This is a genomic window from Pseudorhodobacter sp. E13, from assembly GCF_003991405.1.
Lineage (GTDB): Bacteria > Pseudomonadota > Alphaproteobacteria > Rhodobacterales > Rhodobacteraceae > Pseudorhodobacter.
On sequence record NZ_RPEN01000151.1, the window covers coordinates 78,282 to 93,393 of the forward strand.

A 15,112-nucleotide genomic window follows, 5' to 3' on the forward strand; every position below is an offset into this window, starting at 1 on the left:
TGGGCCGAAAAGAAAGCTGCGGGGGATCAGCCCAATATACGGCGGGTCAGGCGGTGAAAGATTTCGGTGCCGATCGGGATCAAGCTATCGGGGAAATCATAGTCGGGGTTGTGCAGGGCCGGATGGTCAAGGCCGGAACCGAGATAGACCATGGCACCTTTGGTGCCGGGCAAGGTGCTGAAACGGCCAAAATCCTCGGATGCGCGTTCGGGCAGGTCGCCCTGGTCATAAGCGATGCCCATGGCGTCGAGCACGGCGGCGAAATGCTGGGTGGCCTGAGGTTCATTGGCGCAAGCCGAAAAATCGTCGTGATAGCTGATGGTCAGGCGCAGGCTTGCGGCATCGGCCTCTGCCCTCGCCAAGCTTTCGGCCTTGGCGCGCAGGGCGGCCATTGGGGCATCCAGCATGCTGCGCAGCGTCACCCAAATTTCGCCATGGGCGGGAGAGACGCCGAAGCTCGGCTCGCCCAAACTGGCATGGGTGATGGTGGCAAGCCGATAGTCATCGCCCAGCGCGCCGCCTGTGCCCAAAGCGGCCAGTGCCGGGATCAGCCGAGCGATGGCCTGTGCGGGCGAGACGCCAAATTCGGGTTGGGCGGCGTGGCTGGTCTTGCCTTCCAGCGTGATCTTCATCCCCACCGAGGCACAATTCACCGGGCCTTCGGCAAGCCAGCAGGCCCCCAGTTTGCAGCCCGGCATATTGTGCAGCGAAAAGGCCCAATCGGGGTGCAGCCTGTCAAATTTCGGGTCTGCGATCACGGCAGCCGCGCCAGAGCCATCTTCCTCGGCGGGTTGGAACATCAGGATCACCCGACCTGCCGCAGGTGCATTGCGCGCCAGCAACCGGGCCAGCCCCAGCAGGATGGTCGTATGCCCGTCATGGCCGCAAAGATGGCCTTTGCCGTCAATCTCGGACCGATGGGGGGCGTCTGAAATCTCATGGATCGGCAGGGCGTCCAATTCGCAGCGGAACAACAGCGTGGGGCCGGGCTTTGCGCCCTTGAACACCGCCGCAACGCCATGGCCGCCCAGGCCTGTGACCACCTCATCAGGCCCAGCGCCCAAGGCCGCCACCACCCGCGCGGCGGTTTCAACCTCTTGCCCTGACAGTTCCGGCCTGCGGTGCAGATCGCGGCGAAAACCGGTCAGCTCTACGATATCGGCATTGGTCAGCATACCTGTCGCGCCGCCCGCATTTTCATCGCGGCTTCCAGCTCATGCCATGCGGTGCGCGCCATGGAGCGGAACACCATGATTTCAAACCCATCCGCCCCCCGGATCAGGATCATCGCCATATGACCAAGCGAGGAGCGGGCACCGCTGCCAACCGCCATGGCGCGCAGATCAAGCGGCACGAGGCGCGACAACACCTCGGCCGCACCCGAACCGCTGAGCGTGAGGCAAGCCCAGCCATCGCTTTGATCGGTGAGCGCGGCGAACTGGCCCCAATCCCCCGGCGCGGCCCCGATTAGAAAGGCCTGCCCGCGCGCGGTCCAGACCAGACGCGCAGCACCATCGCTGGAAATGCTGTTCGGCGCGGGAAAGGCCAAAGGGGCCAAAGCGGCGGCCAAAGCACCGTCTTGCCCAGCAAAGGGCGCGACAGAGGTGACAGGCCCCATATCCGCCTCGGCCAAGGTCACACCTGCCAAACTGGTGGGGGCCCGCCCCGCAAGCGGGCTTTTTGCGATCAGATCAGCCACGAAGCTTCACCCCTTCTTTGTCATGGAACACCGGGTCGCAGACCTCGCACAGCAGGTCGATCTTGCGCAGATGGTCCACAAGCCGCACCATTTCACCATGCCGCGCCCGCCCGTTGCGCAAGAAGGCAAGGCCAAGAGAACCGCCCAGCGTCGGCGAATAGCAAACCGAGGTGACATAGCCCTGATCATTGGCGCGGCAGACCTCCTCTCCCGGATTGAACAGATGCGCACCGGCCGAAAGGGCGGCATCGGTGACCGGGCGCAAACCGACCAACTGGTCGCGCTGTGGGCCCACCAACCCCGGTCGGGCCGCAGCCCCCTTGCCGATGCAGTCTTTCTTGGCCGAAACCATCTTTTCCATCCCGATATCAAAGGCGGTGGTGCGCCCGTGAATTTCGGCATGGGTGATAAAGCCCTTCTCGATCCGCAGCACGTTCAACGCCTCCATCCCGTAAGCGCCGCCGCCAAGGGTTTCAGCCCGCGCCAGCAGATCGCGGAACAGCGCCTCGCCATAGCGCGCGGGCACGGCGATTTCATAGCCCTGCTCGCCCGAGAAAGAGATGCGGAACAGCCGCGCCGCCACTTGACCCACCTGCACAGGCGCACAGCCCATGAAGGGCAGATCAACCGTGGTGATAGTGTCCAGCAGCGGCTTGGCCTTTGGCCCGGCCACCGCAAACTGCGCCCAGTTTTCCGTGACCGAGATGATGCGCACATCCCAATCCGCGCAATAGGCCTGCGCCACAAATTCCAGATGCCGCATCACCAGCCCCGCCGCGGCGGTGGTCGTGGTCATCAGAAAGTGCGTGTCGCCCAGCCGCGCGGTGGTGCCATCATCCAGCACATGCCCATCGGCCCGCAGCATCAAACCATAGCGCACGCGGCCCACGGGCAGCGTGGAAAAGGTGTTGGTGTAAACCAGATCGAGGAAGCGCGCCGCATCCTTGCCCTGAATATCGATCTTGCCGAGGGTCGAGACATCGGCCACCCCAACCGCGCTGCGCACCATTGCTACCTCACGGTCGCAGGCCTCGCGCCATGTGCTTTCACCGGGGCGGGGGAAATAGCTGGGGCGATACCACATCCCGGCTTCGATCATCGGCGCGCCACGCTCGACGCTGGCGGTGTGCGAGGTCAGGAAGCGTTGCGGCGCAAACCCTTCGGCCCGGCCCCCTGCCCCCATCGCCGCGATCGAAACCGGGCTGAAAGGCGGGCGGAAGGTGGTGGTGCCGGTTTCCGGTATGCCGCGCCCGGTGGCATCGGCCAGCACCGCAAGCGCCCCCATGTTGGAATTCTTGCCCTGATCGGGGGCCATGCCTTGCGTGGTGTAGCGCTTCATATGCTCCACACTGGCAAAGTTCTCCTGCGCCGACAGCCGCACATCCTTGATCGTCACGTCATTGGCAAAGTCCAGCCAGGCCCGGCGCTTGCCCTTCACCTCCCACAAGGGCAGCAGCTCATAGCTGCCATCCTCGGCGGTGGGCAGGGTGATCGGCGCGGCCTTGCGGCCCAGCGCCTTCATCGCCTCGCGCGCCATCGCAGACCCAGAGGCGAGGCAGCCAGCTGTTGAGAACTCCCCCGCCGCCGCCCCGGCCACACGCATGCCCGGCACCATTCCCGGCTTTGGCAAAAAGGCCGCGATTCCCGCATCCCAAACCGGGCGGCCATTCATGTGGCAGGTCAGATGCACCAGCGGGTTCCAACCGCCTGACACGCCAAGGCAATCCGTCTCCACCTCAATCTCGGCCCCGCGATGCAGCACGGTGATCGACCGCAGCGCCTTGCGGCCCTTGGTTCCCACCACCACGGCACCGGCATAGACCGGGCAATCCTCGGCCACCGGGGCATCTGCACGCACGTCGATGATCGCGGCGACCTCTACCCCCGCGGCCATCAAATCCCGCGCGGTCTGGCGCGCGCTATCGTTATTGGCGAAAATGGTGATGCGCTTGCCGGGGGCCACACCATAGCGGTTCAGATAGGTCCGGATCGCGCTGGCGGTCATGATGCCGGGACGGTCGTTATCGGCAAAGGCAATCATACGCTCTTGCGCGCCCGCCGCCAGCACCGCTTGCCCGGCCACGATACGCCAGAAACATTCGCGCGGCAGATCAGGGCGCGCGGGCAGATGCAGGCCCACCCGCTCCAACGCGCCATAGGTGCCGCCATCATAAACCCCCGTCACGGTGGTGCGCGGCATCAGCCGCACATTCGGCATCGCGCCCAGTTCGGCCAAGGCAGCCGCTGCCCAATCGGCAGCAGGCTTGCCATCCATCGCGCCGGTATCGGCCAGCAAACGCCCGCCCATCACCGGGTGTTCATCAGCCAAAATCACATCCGCCCCCGCGCGCGCCGCTTGCAAGGCCGCAGCAAGCCCCGCAGGCCCCGCGCCGATCACCAGCAGATCGCAAAAGGCATAGGCCTTTTCATAATCGGCCTCATCATGGCGCCCCGACAGGCTGCCCAAGCCCGCCGCCCGGCGGATCACGGGTTCATACAGCCGCTCCCACAAGGCGCGGGGCCACATGAAGGTCTTGTAATAAAAACCGGCACTTAGAAAGGGCGCGGCCAGATCGTTCACCGCCAGAACATCGAACCCAAGGCTGGGCCAGCGGTTCTGGCTCTTCGCTTCCAACCCGTCAAAAATCTCTTGCACCGTGGCGCGCACATTCGGCGTCTGCTGGCGGTCTTCGATAATCTCGACCAGCGCGTTCGGCTCCTCTGACCCGGCGGTCAACACCCCACGCGGGCGGTGATACTTGAAACTGCGCCCGACCAGCTTCACCCCATTGGCCAAAAGCGCCGAGGCCAGCGTGTCCCCCTTGAAACCCTGATAATCCACCCCGTCAAAGCGGAACCGAACCGGCACCGCGCGATCAATCAGGCCTTTGCCCTCGATCCTCATTGCGCACCCCCTTTCGCGGGTGCCTTGGCTTTGGATTTCATCTTGGCCGAAATACCTGCCGCAGCATCCCCCACCAGCACCACATCGGAAATCTGGTGGCTGACGGTGTCGCGCGTGATCAACACCCAACTGGCGCAGCCCATCTCATGATACCAAAGATCGCGCGTCCGCCCCGCCGGATTGTCGCGCAAATGCAAATGCGCGTCGATGGCATCCCAATCCTCGCCTTCCGGGCGGGTCAGATAATCCTCTGATCCGTAATAGTAAAACTCTCGCCGGTCGCGGGGGCCACACAGGGGGCAGGTGATACGCATGATGTTCCCTCAGTGCAAATTATGCTGTGATCCGGTGCCTTCTTCATCCAGAAGATGCCCGGTCTTGAAACGGTCCAGCCGGAAGCGGCGCGCGACCTCGTGCGTCTCTCCCGTGGCCATCAGATGCGCCATGCACCAGCCGCTTGCCGGCACCGCCTTGAACCCGCCATAGTTCCAGCCTGCATCGACAAACAGCCCCTCCACCGGCGTCTTGTCGATAATGGGCGATCCGTCCGGCGTCATATCCATGATCCCGCCCCAGGACCGCAACACCTTGGCGCGGCCGATCATCGGCATCAGGGTCATGCCTGCTTCCATTACATGCTCCACCATCGGCAAGTTGCCGCGGCTGGCGTAAGAGGCATAGAAATCAATATCGCCGCCAAAGACCAAGCCGCCCTTGTCCGACTGGCTGATATAAAAATGCCCCATGCCAAAGCTGACAACATGGTCAATCACCGGCTTTAACCCTTCGGTGACAAAGGCTTGCAGGATATGGCTTTCAATCGGCAGGCGCATGCCCGCCATCGCGGCCACCTGCCCGGACCGGCCCGCCACAACCATGCCAACCTTGCGCGCCTTGATCGCCCCGCGCGTGGTTTGCACGCCAACAACGCGACCGCCTTCAATATCAATCCCGGTGACTTCGCAATTCTGGATCAAGTCCACGCCGCGCCGATCGGCCCCGCGCGCATAGCCCCAAGCCACCGCATCATGCCGCGCCGTGCCGCCGCGCGGATGCAGCAAACCGCCATAGATGGGAAAGCGCGTCTGCTCAAAATCCAGATAGGGCAAATGCTCTCGCACGCCGTCACGGTCCAGCAAGATCGCATCATCGCCTTGGTTGATCATGGAATTGCCGCGCCGCACAAAGGCATCGCGCTGCCCGTCGCTGTGGAACAGGTTGATCAAGCCGCGCTGGCTGTGCATGACGTTGTAGTTCAGCTCTGCCTCCAGCCCTTCCCACAGCTTCAGGGAATGGCTGTAAAACTCTGAATTGCCCGGCAAAAAGTAGTTTGCCCGCACAATCGTCGTATTCCGCCCGATATTGCCCGAGCCGATATACCCCTTTTCCAACACAGCGATATTGGTCAGCCCGTGGTTCTTGGCCAGATAATAGGCCGTCGACAAGCCATGCCCGCCGCCGCCGATGATGATCGCATCATATTCCGCCTTGGGGGCCGGGTCTCGCCACACAGGTTTCCAGCCTTTATTGCCGAAAAGCCCTTCGGTTATCACCTTCAGCCCAGAATATCGCATGTCACGCACCCCTTGGTATCATTGCAAAGCAAACCCGCCTTTTGGCGCAAAGACAAGCACATCTGCGACAGTTTTTTGTCGCATCCGCTGGTCGCAGCGGCGGCCTTCGGCTGGGCCGCGTTTGAGGGGTCTCGGGATTGTGATGAAACTTTTGCCACCCATTTGCAGTAGCTTCATCAGCAAAGAGGAGAACACCATGCTTTCACGCCGCACCTTCATGACAACCGTTCTGGCCAGCACCGGCCTTGCTGCCCTGCCCACCTGGGCCGCTGAATTTGAGATCACCCGCTCGGAGGCCGAGTGGAAAAAGCTGCTGACGCCCGCCCAATTCGCGGTTCTGCGGCAAGAAGCGACTGAAAAGCCGTTTTCCAACAGTTTGAAAGGCGAAACCTCGCCGCTGCTGAAAGAGGCCCGTAAAGGCACCTACAACTGCGCGGGTTGCGAATTGCCGGTCTACAGCTCTGAAACCAAGTTTGACAGCGGCACCGGTTGGCCCAGCTTTTACGCCGCGATTGACGGGGCGGTGGGCACCAAGGAAGACAACAGCCTGTTTGCCAAACGCACCGAGGTGCATTGCCGCCGCTGTGGCGGGCATCTGGGCCATATCTTTGGCGATGGGCCGAAACCTACGGGCAAGCGCCATTGCATCAATGGGCTGGCCATGACCTTTGCGCCCGCTTGACCCTATCGAACGCGGGCAATGGAAAAGGGGCCGGAAAACCCGGCCCCTTTTGCCATTTTCAAACCTTCACAGCCCTTTGGACTGATAGGTCGCCGCCACCCGGCTGATCGAGACGATATAGGCGGCGACGCGCAAATCCTCGACATCACTGCGCCCGTGCCAGACCTCGCGCATCGCCTGATAGGCCGTGCGCATCGTGTCATCCAACCCCGACCGCACCAGCTCCAACTCCCCCGCGCCGCGCAGGTATTTTTCCTTGAAATTGGGCGACATGGTCCAACCGAGGCCCTTGTCGCTCGACAGGCGCTCCAACTCATTGACCAGCAGGATATGCCGCGCTTCCTCGGCCCGGCGCTGCATACGGCCAAAGCGGATGTGCGACAGGTTCTTGACCCATTCGAAATAGGACACCGTCACACCGCCCGCATTGGCATACATATCAGGAATGATCACCACGCCCTTCTTGCGCAAAATCTCATCCGCGCCAAAGGTCACCGGGCCATTCGCCGCCTCGATGATCAGATTGGCCTTAATCCGGTCGGCATTGCCCAGATTGATCACCCCTTCCAGCGCCGCGGGGATCAGAATGTCACATTCCTTTTCCAGCACCGCCGCCCCTTCGGCGACATAGGTGCCCTGCGGATAGCCTTTGATAGAGCCATGCTTGGCAATCCATTGGCGCAGGTCTTCGATGTTGATGCCGCTGTCATTCACAATGGCCCCATCCCATTCGATCACCGCCGTGATCGTGGCGCCGTCTTCCTCGGACAGGAACTTGGCCGCGTGATAGCCCACATTGCCAAGGCCTTGCACGACGATCTTCTTGCCGTCCAACTCGCCCGACAGACCTGCGAGTTTCTTGTCCTCCTCGTAGCGGAAGAATTCCTGCAACGCATATTGCACGCCGCGCCCGGTCGCCTCGACCCGGCCCTGAATACCGCCCGCGTGCGGCGGCTTGCCGGTCACACAGGCTTTGGCGTTGATGTCGGCGGTGTTCATTCGCGCGTATTGGTCGGCGATCCAGGCCATCTCGCGCTCACCCGTGCCCATATCCGGGGCGGGCACGTTTTGCGCCGGGTGGATCAGGTCGCGCTTGATCAGCTCATAGGCAAAGCGGCGGGTGATCGCTTCCAGCTCATGCGGCTCCCAGGCGCGGGGGTCGATGCACAACCCGCCTTTGGACCCGCCAAACGGCGTTTCCACCAGCGCGCATTTATAGGTCATCAGCGCCGCCAGCGCCTCCACCTCATTCTGGTTCACCGATAGCGCATAGCGAATGCCGCCTTTGACCGGCTCCATATGTTCCGAATGCACCGAGCGATAGCCGGTGAAGGTTTCGATCTTGCCGCGCAGACGCACCCCAAAGCGCACCGTATAGGTAGAGTTGCACACCTTTATCTTCTGCTCCAACCCCGGGCTCAGATCCATCAGCGAGGTGGCACGATTGAACATAAGGTCAACGGAGTCGCGAAAGCTTGGCTCGCCGGTCATCTGCATATCATTCTCTCCCTTTGTGCCCCATTCCGTAGGGGCTTGTGCCAGAAACCCTAGCCGAGACTGCCCAAAATTTCACCTCTGAAAACCGAACCAACCCGAGAAAAGGAAAAACGGCGGAAGGCCTTATCCGCGGATATCCTTAACGCAACAAAAGTGCCGGAATTCAGGAAAAACAGCCATTTCCTGTGATTCGCGCCCCGTGATTCCGGGCCAAGCGTTAACCGGAATATCATTTTTCCACCGCTGCGGCGACGCAGCCCCCCGGCCTTTGTCGCCACACGCGCAACAATGCTTGCCCCTATCGGGCCAGCGTTTCCACCCCAGTCGATTTACCCGCATTTCCTACGAAATTCGCCACATTTTTGCCCCAACTCACAGGCCAATTAGACGTTGGGAAAAGGTGTGTTGCGTCCGGCATTCACCCTTCCGGTCCGTTATGACAACGGCCAAGGACTGTCCGGGCGCGCCGAAATGAGGATGTGAAGATGAAATGCCAGTCTAAGCCGAAGCGCGTCGGAACGCTCGTTCGCCATATGAAAGGGCGAAAGATCGATATTGGTTTCTTTGCAAAAAGCGAGGATGGCTCCTTGCTGATCCTTAGCCTGATGCTGTTTTTGCTGATGGCGATGATGGGCGGCCTTGCGGTTGACCTGATGCGCTTTGAACAACGGCGCACCGATATGCAGCAAACGCTGGACCGTTCGGTTCTGGCCGCCGCCTCGATCAGCCAAGAGCTTGACCCCGAAGATGTGGTCAATGACTACTTCGCAAAAGCGGGCCTGTCCGACAACCTTGATTGGGTAAATGTCAGCAGCGGTCTGAACTTCCGTGCGGTCACAGCGGCGGCGAGCTCGACCCTCAGCCCCTTTTTCATGAATATGATCGGTATCGACGATATCGAAGTCGGCACCGGCTCGGGCGCGGAACAGCGCATCACCAACGTCGAAGTGTCGATGGTGCTGGATATTTCCGGCTCCATGCAGAACACCCCTTCCCGGATTATCAACCTCAAAGCCGCAGCCAAGGAATTCGTCGACACTGTGCTGAGCAGCGATGAAGAGGACCGCATCTCCATTTCGCTGGTGCCCTATAACGGGCAGGTGAACCTTGGGCCGAATTTGTTTTCGAAATATACCCAAAGCTACACGCACAACTTCCCGAACAGCTATTGCATGGATTTGCCGACAAGCACGTTCAATACGGAATCGGTGCCGCGCAACTCGGCCCGTCCACAGGCAGGCTTTTTTGACAGCTATTCAAGCGCGTCGACCAGCAGTTCCTATCAGTCGCCGCAGTCCCCCTATTACGTTTCACCAAACTACGTGAACGTATGGTGCCAGCCGAACCTGAACAACATCGTGCGCCCGCTGCAAAACAACATCGGCTTGCTGCAAGGCTATATCGAAGGGCTTAGCGCTGTTGGCGCGACCTCGATCGACCTTGGGATGAAATGGGGCCTGAACCTGTTGTCGCCCGATACGGCTTCGGTGGTGTCCGGCTTGGTCTCTGACGGCATCGTGCCCAGCCAGTTCAACGGACGCCCGTTTGATTACACCCGCCCGGACTCGATGAAAGTGATCGTGTTGATGACCGATGGTGAGCATTTCGCCGCCGAAGAGTTGAACGACGCCTATCGCACCGGCAACAGCCCGATCTATCGCAGCAAGGGCGACGGGCGCGTGTCGATCTATCACAACCGTTCGGGCACCAACTACGATTACTACCGCCCGGATAACAACAGCTGGAACCTGGCCCCCTATTCCAACACGTCCGCCGGCTATGAACGCCTGACCTGGCCGGATGTTTGGGCCAGCTACCGGATGAAATGGGTCGCATGGCAGCTTTACGCTCGTCCGCTTGGCAGCAGCCAGTATAACACGATGATGAACGCCTTCCGCAGCCAGACGCCGACCAATGAAATGGACAACCGTTTGCAAGACGTCTGCAATCTGGCCAAAAACAAAGGTGTCATCGTCTATGGGATCGCGTTCGAAGCACCCTACGATGGCCAGACCCAGATCCGGAACTGCGCAACCTCGACCAGCCATTATTTCGACGTCTCTGGTGTCGATATCTCTACGGCTTTCCGGTCGATCGCCAATAACATCAGCCAGTTGAAGTTGACACAATGAAGATGTTCAGCCCCCCCTCTGCGCCAGACGCAGCCCGCGCCCCAAAGCCAGGCCTGCTTGCCCGGTTCCGCCATCAGGTCAACCGCTGGGCCAAGGCCGAAAACGGAACAGCCTCGCTTGACTTCGTGATCTGTATTCCGGTGATCATGGCGATCTTCATGGCCTCGATTGAATCGGGCATGTTGATGACACGCTTTATCTTGCTGGAACAATCGGTCGATCTGGTCATGCGCAACCTGCGCCTCGGGCAATACCCCAGCCCGACCTCGGCCCTGTTGAAGCAGGAAATCTGCGGTCGCACCATCATCATGAAGAATTGCGAATCCAACATCGCCATCGAGTTGACGCCAATCTCCACCGCCAGTTGGAACCTGCCCAGCGCGTCCACCGGCTGCGTGGACCGTGACCACAACGTGGAACCCGTGACCACCTTCAACCCCGGCAATGCGCATGAGGTGATGCTGGTGCGCGTCTGCGTGGTGCAAGATGCCATGTTCCCGACCACGGGTATCGGCCTGAAACTGCCCAAGGACGGGGCCGGCGGCTATGGGCTGGTTGCTACATCCGCCTTCGTCAATGAACCATGAGGAACCTTGAAATGTCTTTCCTGACACGTAAGTTGCGCCGCTTTGCCCGCGACGAAAAGGGCACCATGATTGTCGATGCGATTATGGTTCTTCCCATGTTCATCTGGGCCTATGCCGCGCTGTTCGCCTATTGGGATGCCTACCGCACCATCAACACGGTGCAAAAGGCGGCCTATACCATCTCTGACTTGTTGTCGCGCACTCAGGCAGAGGTAAACGATACCTATATCGCGGGCCTGCGCTCGACGATGAACTACCTGCTTGATTCCGATCAGGCAGGGGATATCCGCGTCACCTCCTACACCTGGAGCCAGAGCCGCAACCGCTTTGAGGTGATCTTTTCGCGCTCGCCCGGCAGTGGCATGACGCGCCTGACCACTGCGACATTGGCAAACCTGTCTGATCGTCTGCCGATCATGGCGGATGGCGACAGTGCCGTGCTGGTGGAAACGCGGGTGCCCTATACGCCGCCGATGTCCTTTGGCTTGCAGCCGACAACGATTGAACAATTCGTTGTAACGCGCCCACGCTTCCTGCCGAAAATCTGCTACAAGAACGTCACCTGCTGATCCTGCGCAAAAAAAGCAAAACGCCCGGCGTCCTGCCGGGCGTTTTGCTTTGCGCAATGGGCTAGGCGTGCCCCGCCCTGCCGCTTGGTTATTCCACGGGTCGCGCGATCATCGCCGCAATCATTTCCGCCATGTATCGCGCTGGCTGCGAAGGCGTGATGCCGCCAATGCCGACCCGCGTGCCCAGCCGCCACCAGATGCCCGGCACCCAAGCCCGCCGATCCCCCCGATGCAGCACCAGCGAAAACCCGTGCGATGGTTTCAACGCAAAGGCCCCGCGCGACACTTCGCGCACATTGTCGATCTTTGCCAGCAACCGCCCCCGGCTGTCGCGCAATTCGGTTTTCGTCAGGATCAGCGCAACGTCAGTCAACTGCCACATGCGATAGCCGAAATAGAGCATCAGCCCCCCCAGCACCAAGATCAGCAGCCGAACGCCCATCTGTTCACGCGGAAAGCTGATCGCAAGGCTGATCAGAAACAGGCCCAGCGCCAGTTGCAACGCAATGCCCATGAACCGCCGTGGCTGCGATGGCTCCAGCCGCGCCAGAATGGCCTCGGCATCGCCGTCCTCATGCTCCAAATCGCTCATTGCATCTTTCCCTTTGGTCGCGGTTTTTCCCGCTATAGCAGGTTCTGCGCGCGGGACCAGCCTGTCACGCGGCCTTCTGTGCAGGGCGGCACAGGCCCCCTCTCATGGCGCGGCATTGCCGGACGGTGGCCCCGCACCTAATTTCAACGCAACACAGATCACAGGAGGCCCCGATGTCCATCCGCCCCGTAACGCATGAAACCCTTGCCCAGCCCACGATGGAAGGCGCAGGCGTGCACCTGCACCGCGCTTTCGGCTTTCACAATCCTGAACAGATGGACCCGTTTCTGCTGTTCGATGATTTCCGCAACGACCACCCGCGCGATTACATGCGCGGCTTTCCATGGCACCCGCATCGCGGCATTGAAACGATCACCTATGTGCTGGCAGGCACGGTCGATCACGCCGACAGCCTTGGCAACACCGGCGCGCTTGGTGCGGGCGATGTGCAATGGATGACCGCAGGCTCGGGCATCTTGCATCAGGAAATGCCGCAGGGAAACGCAAAGGGCCAGATGCACGGCTTTCAGCTTTGGGCCAATCTGCCCGGCCATCTGAAGATGACCGCGCCGCGCTATCAGGATGTTGCCAGCCGTGACATTCCCGAAATCACCGATGATGATGGCACCGTGGTGCGGGTGATCGTGGGCAAATTCTGGGGCAAAACCGGCCCCGTCGATGGCATTGCCGCCGATCCGCAATATCTTGATATCTCGGTGCCCGCCGGGGTGAAAAAGACCTTCAAGGTCGACACCCATAAATCCGCCTTCGCCTATGTGTTCGAAGGCAAAGGCAATTTCCGCGATGCCAGCCGCCCCCGTGGCGTGCTGCTGGAAAAGGAACTGCGCGGGCAAGAGGTGAACATCCGCGATATGTCGGGGGATCGGACCTTGGTGCAATTTGGAACCGGGGATGAGGTGACGGTGCAAGCCGGCGATCACGGCCTGCGGTTCTTGCTGATCTCCGGCGCGCCGATCCGCGAACCGGTGGCGTGGCACGGCCCCATCGTGATGAACACGGATGCCGAAATTCGCCAAGCCATCAGCGACCTGCGCAACAACACCTTCATCAAACCCGCGCATTGACCGGCCCGCGGCCCCGATTGCCGTTTGATATCCGGGGCCGCGACAGGGCTTGCGCCAGACGCAGCGCAAAGCCAAACTCCCCCGACCAAACAGGGAGAGGGTGCAATGAAGATCACATGGCTCGGCCATTCCGGCTTTCGTATCGAGGTTGAAAACGCCGTTCTGCTGGTTGACCCGTGGCTGAAGGGCAACCCGATGTTCCCCGAGGCGCAGACAGAGGCCGCAACCCAAGGGGCGACCCATATCCTGCTGACCCATGGCCATGGCGATCACGCCGCCAATGCGCTCAGCATCGCCCGCAACGCTGCGATCCCGATTGCCTGCATCCACGAACTGTCTGAAATTCTGGCAGGCGAAGGGGCCACGACACTCGGCTTTGGCAAAGGCGGCACGCTTGATCTGGCCGGGGCTGCGGTGACGATGGTCAACGCGTCACATTCTTCCTCGATTGATTTCAAAGGCGGCGCGCCAAGCGTGGCAGGCTCCGAAGCCGGGTTCATGATCGCGGGCGAAGGCCATGTGATCTATGTCTCGGGCGATACGGATATCATGGCCGATATGGATTGGATGGGCGATTACCACAAACCCGATATCGGCATCCTTTGCGCGGGCGGGCATTACACGATGGATATGAAACGCGCCGCCTATGCCGCCAAACGCTACTTCAACTTCAAAACCGTGATCCCCTGTCACTACCGCACCTTCCCCATTCTGGAACAATCGGCACAGGCGTTGATGGACGGATTGCCGGGCGTTCAGGTCATTGAACCGCAGGTGATGCAAGCCCTGCCCTTTGCGCCGTTGGCATGACATAAAAGCGCGCGCCGCCGCAAAAGGATTTTGCATGATCACCACACGCCCCGCCCAGCCCACCGATATCCCGCACCTGCTGGAGGGTGTGTGCCGGCTTGCCGCCCATCACGATGACCCTTGCACCGCCAGCGCCGAAACCCTGGCCCGCGACCTGTTTGAACAGGGGCCATGGATGCAGGCCTTGGTCGCGGAACAGCAGGGCCAGGTGATCGGCTATGCGATGCTGCTGCGCCTTGCCCAAGTGCAATTTGGCACACGCGGCATGGATCTGCACCACCTCTTTGTCTGGCCGGCTTATCGCCAAACCGGGGCGGGGCGCGCCTTGATCGCGGCGGCCCAAAGCCATGCCCGCGCCCAAGGCTGCAACTATCTGACCGTGGGCACCCATCCTGACAATGCGGCGGCAGAAACCTATTACCTGCATCAAGGCTTTGCGCGCCGCGCCAATACACCGCGCTTTGCCATGCCGCTCTAGCCGCGCGCCATAAGCCCGGAAAACGCTACCCGCCGCGCCGCTCTGCGAAAAAGGCGCGCAACAAGGCGCTGGCGGGTTCTGCGCCGATCCCATCGTAGATTTCTGGCACATGGTGGCATTGCGGATGCGAAAACACCTTGGCCCCCACTTCAACCCCACCCGATTTCGGGTCAGCGGCGCCGTAATACAGCCGCGCAATCCGCGCCCCTGAAATCGCAGCCGCACACATCGGGCAAGGCTCCAGCGTGACATAGAGATCATGGCCCGGCACCCGCTCCGCCCCGATCAGACGGCACCCCTCGCGGATCACCAGAACTTCGGCATGGGCCGTGGGGTCGTGCAATTCCCGCACCCGGTTCCCGGCCCGCGCCACGACGCCCGAAGGGCCAACCAGCACAGCCCCCACAGGCACCTCGCCCCGCGCGCCTGCCGCCCGCGCCTCCTCCAGCGCGATCTCCATATATGAGGTAAAGCCAATCATCCAAACCGCTTGCCCCAGCCC

15 protein-coding genes are annotated in these 15,112 nt (G+C 61.2%); 7 read left to right on the forward strand and 8 right to left on the reverse strand.

Features of this window, described 5'->3' with window-relative positions; all coding sequences use genetic code 11:
• Positions 1–26: 26 nt before the first annotated feature.
• From EGN72_RS06780 to EGN72_RS06800, 5 genes are read right to left on the reverse strand one after another with little or no spacing between them, the layout of a single operon-like run.
• The gene (locus tag EGN72_RS06780) at positions 27–1,175 is read right to left on the reverse strand and encodes an amidohydrolase (RefSeq protein ID WP_127045903.1); all 1,149 of its coding nucleotides are present in this window, start codon (positions 1,173–1,175) and stop codon (positions 27–29) included.
• The gene (locus EGN72_RS06785) at positions 1,169–1,699 is read right to left on the reverse strand and encodes a sarcosine oxidase subunit gamma (protein ID WP_233587057.1); all 531 of its coding nucleotides are present in this window, start codon (positions 1,697–1,699) and stop codon (positions 1,169–1,171) included. Before EGN72_RS06785 ends, EGN72_RS06780 begins: the two co-directional genes overlap by 7 nt.
• On the reverse strand, positions 1,692–4,604 hold the full coding sequence (locus EGN72_RS06790; protein WP_127045904.1) for a sarcosine oxidase subunit alpha family protein: 2,913 nt from the start codon (positions 4,602–4,604) through the stop codon (positions 1,692–1,694). Before EGN72_RS06790 ends, EGN72_RS06785 begins: the two co-directional genes overlap by 8 nt.
• Entirely contained in the window at positions 4,601–4,918 is a 318-nt protein-coding gene (locus EGN72_RS06795) for a sarcosine oxidase subunit delta (RefSeq protein ID WP_127045905.1), read from the reverse strand. Before EGN72_RS06795 ends, EGN72_RS06790 begins: the two co-directional genes overlap by 4 nt.
• A 9-nt stretch (positions 4,919–4,927) precedes the next feature.
• On the reverse strand, positions 4,928–6,178 hold the full coding sequence (locus EGN72_RS06800) for a sarcosine oxidase subunit beta family protein (RefSeq protein WP_127045906.1): 1,251 nt from the start codon (positions 6,176–6,178) through the stop codon (positions 4,928–4,930).
• 196 nt (positions 6,179–6,374) lie between these two features.
• On the opposite strand from EGN72_RS06800, the gene msrB reads away from it, so the two are divergent.
• Positions 6,375–6,860 carry a peptide-methionine (R)-S-oxide reductase MsrB gene (msrB, locus tag EGN72_RS06805; RefSeq protein WP_127045907.1) on the forward strand — a complete coding sequence of 162 codons (486 nt, stop codon included), beginning with the start codon at positions 6,375–6,377 and terminating at the stop codon, positions 6,858–6,860.
• Positions 6,861–6,926: 66 nt separating this feature from the next.
• Here msrB and EGN72_RS06810 read toward each other — a convergent pair whose 3' ends face one another.
• Positions 6,927–8,357 (reverse strand): Glu/Leu/Phe/Val dehydrogenase, encoded by a 1,431-nt coding sequence (locus EGN72_RS06810; RefSeq protein WP_199743716.1) that lies wholly within the window; start codon positions 8,355–8,357, stop codon positions 6,927–6,929.
• A 587-nt stretch (positions 8,358–8,944) separates the two neighbouring features.
• Between EGN72_RS06810 and EGN72_RS06815 the strand changes: the two genes are divergently transcribed.
• Genes EGN72_RS06815 through EGN72_RS06825 form a run of 3 tightly spaced genes read left to right on the forward strand, consistent with a single transcriptional unit; the run spans position 8,945 to position 11,645 of the window.
• Entirely contained in the window at positions 8,945–10,489 is a 1,545-nt protein-coding gene (locus EGN72_RS06815) for a Tad domain-containing protein (protein ID WP_158623154.1), read from the forward strand.
• Positions 10,486–11,076, forward strand: a complete 591-nt coding sequence (locus tag EGN72_RS06820; protein WP_233587058.1) for a TadE/TadG family type IV pilus assembly protein — start codon at positions 10,486–10,488, stop codon at positions 11,074–11,076. The genes EGN72_RS06815 and EGN72_RS06820 overlap by 4 nt, the downstream gene beginning before the upstream one ends.
• Positions 11,073–11,645 (forward strand): TadE/TadG family type IV pilus assembly protein, encoded by a 573-nt coding sequence (locus tag EGN72_RS06825; protein WP_233587059.1) that lies wholly within the window; start codon positions 11,073–11,075, stop codon positions 11,643–11,645. The genes EGN72_RS06820 and EGN72_RS06825 overlap by 4 nt, the downstream gene beginning before the upstream one ends.
• 88 nt (positions 11,646–11,733) lie before the next feature.
• Here EGN72_RS06825 and EGN72_RS06830 read toward each other — a convergent pair whose 3' ends face one another.
• Complete coding sequence (locus EGN72_RS06830) at positions 11,734–12,237, reverse strand: hypothetical protein (protein WP_127045911.1); 504 nt, start codon at positions 12,235–12,237, stop codon at positions 11,734–11,736.
• 173 nt (positions 12,238–12,410) lie between these two features.
• On the opposite strand from EGN72_RS06830, the gene EGN72_RS06835 reads away from it, so the two are divergent.
• The 3 genes from EGN72_RS06835 (at position 12,411) to EGN72_RS06845 (ending at position 14,610) form a co-directional block, all read left to right on the forward strand.
• The gene (locus EGN72_RS06835; protein ID WP_127045912.1) at positions 12,411–13,322 is read left to right on the forward strand and encodes a pirin family protein; all 912 of its coding nucleotides are present in this window, start codon (positions 12,411–12,413) and stop codon (positions 13,320–13,322) included.
• Positions 13,323–13,427: 105 nt separating this feature from the next.
• Positions 13,428–14,132: a metal-dependent hydrolase gene (locus tag EGN72_RS06840; protein ID WP_127045913.1), complete on the forward strand. Its 705-nt coding sequence runs from the start codon at positions 13,428–13,430 to the stop codon at positions 14,130–14,132.
• A gap of 34 nt (positions 14,133–14,166) precedes the next feature.
• A complete protein-coding gene (locus EGN72_RS06845) occupies positions 14,167–14,610 on the forward strand; it encodes a GNAT family N-acetyltransferase (RefSeq protein WP_127045914.1) in 444 nt (147 codons plus the stop codon).
• Positions 14,611–14,635: 25 nt separating this feature from the next.
• On the opposite strand, the gene EGN72_RS06850 is transcribed toward EGN72_RS06845, so the two are convergent.
• A complete protein-coding gene (locus tag EGN72_RS06850; RefSeq protein WP_127045985.1) occupies positions 14,636–15,088 on the reverse strand; it encodes a nucleoside deaminase in 453 nt (150 codons plus the stop codon).
• Positions 15,089–15,112 lie beyond the last annotated feature (24 nt).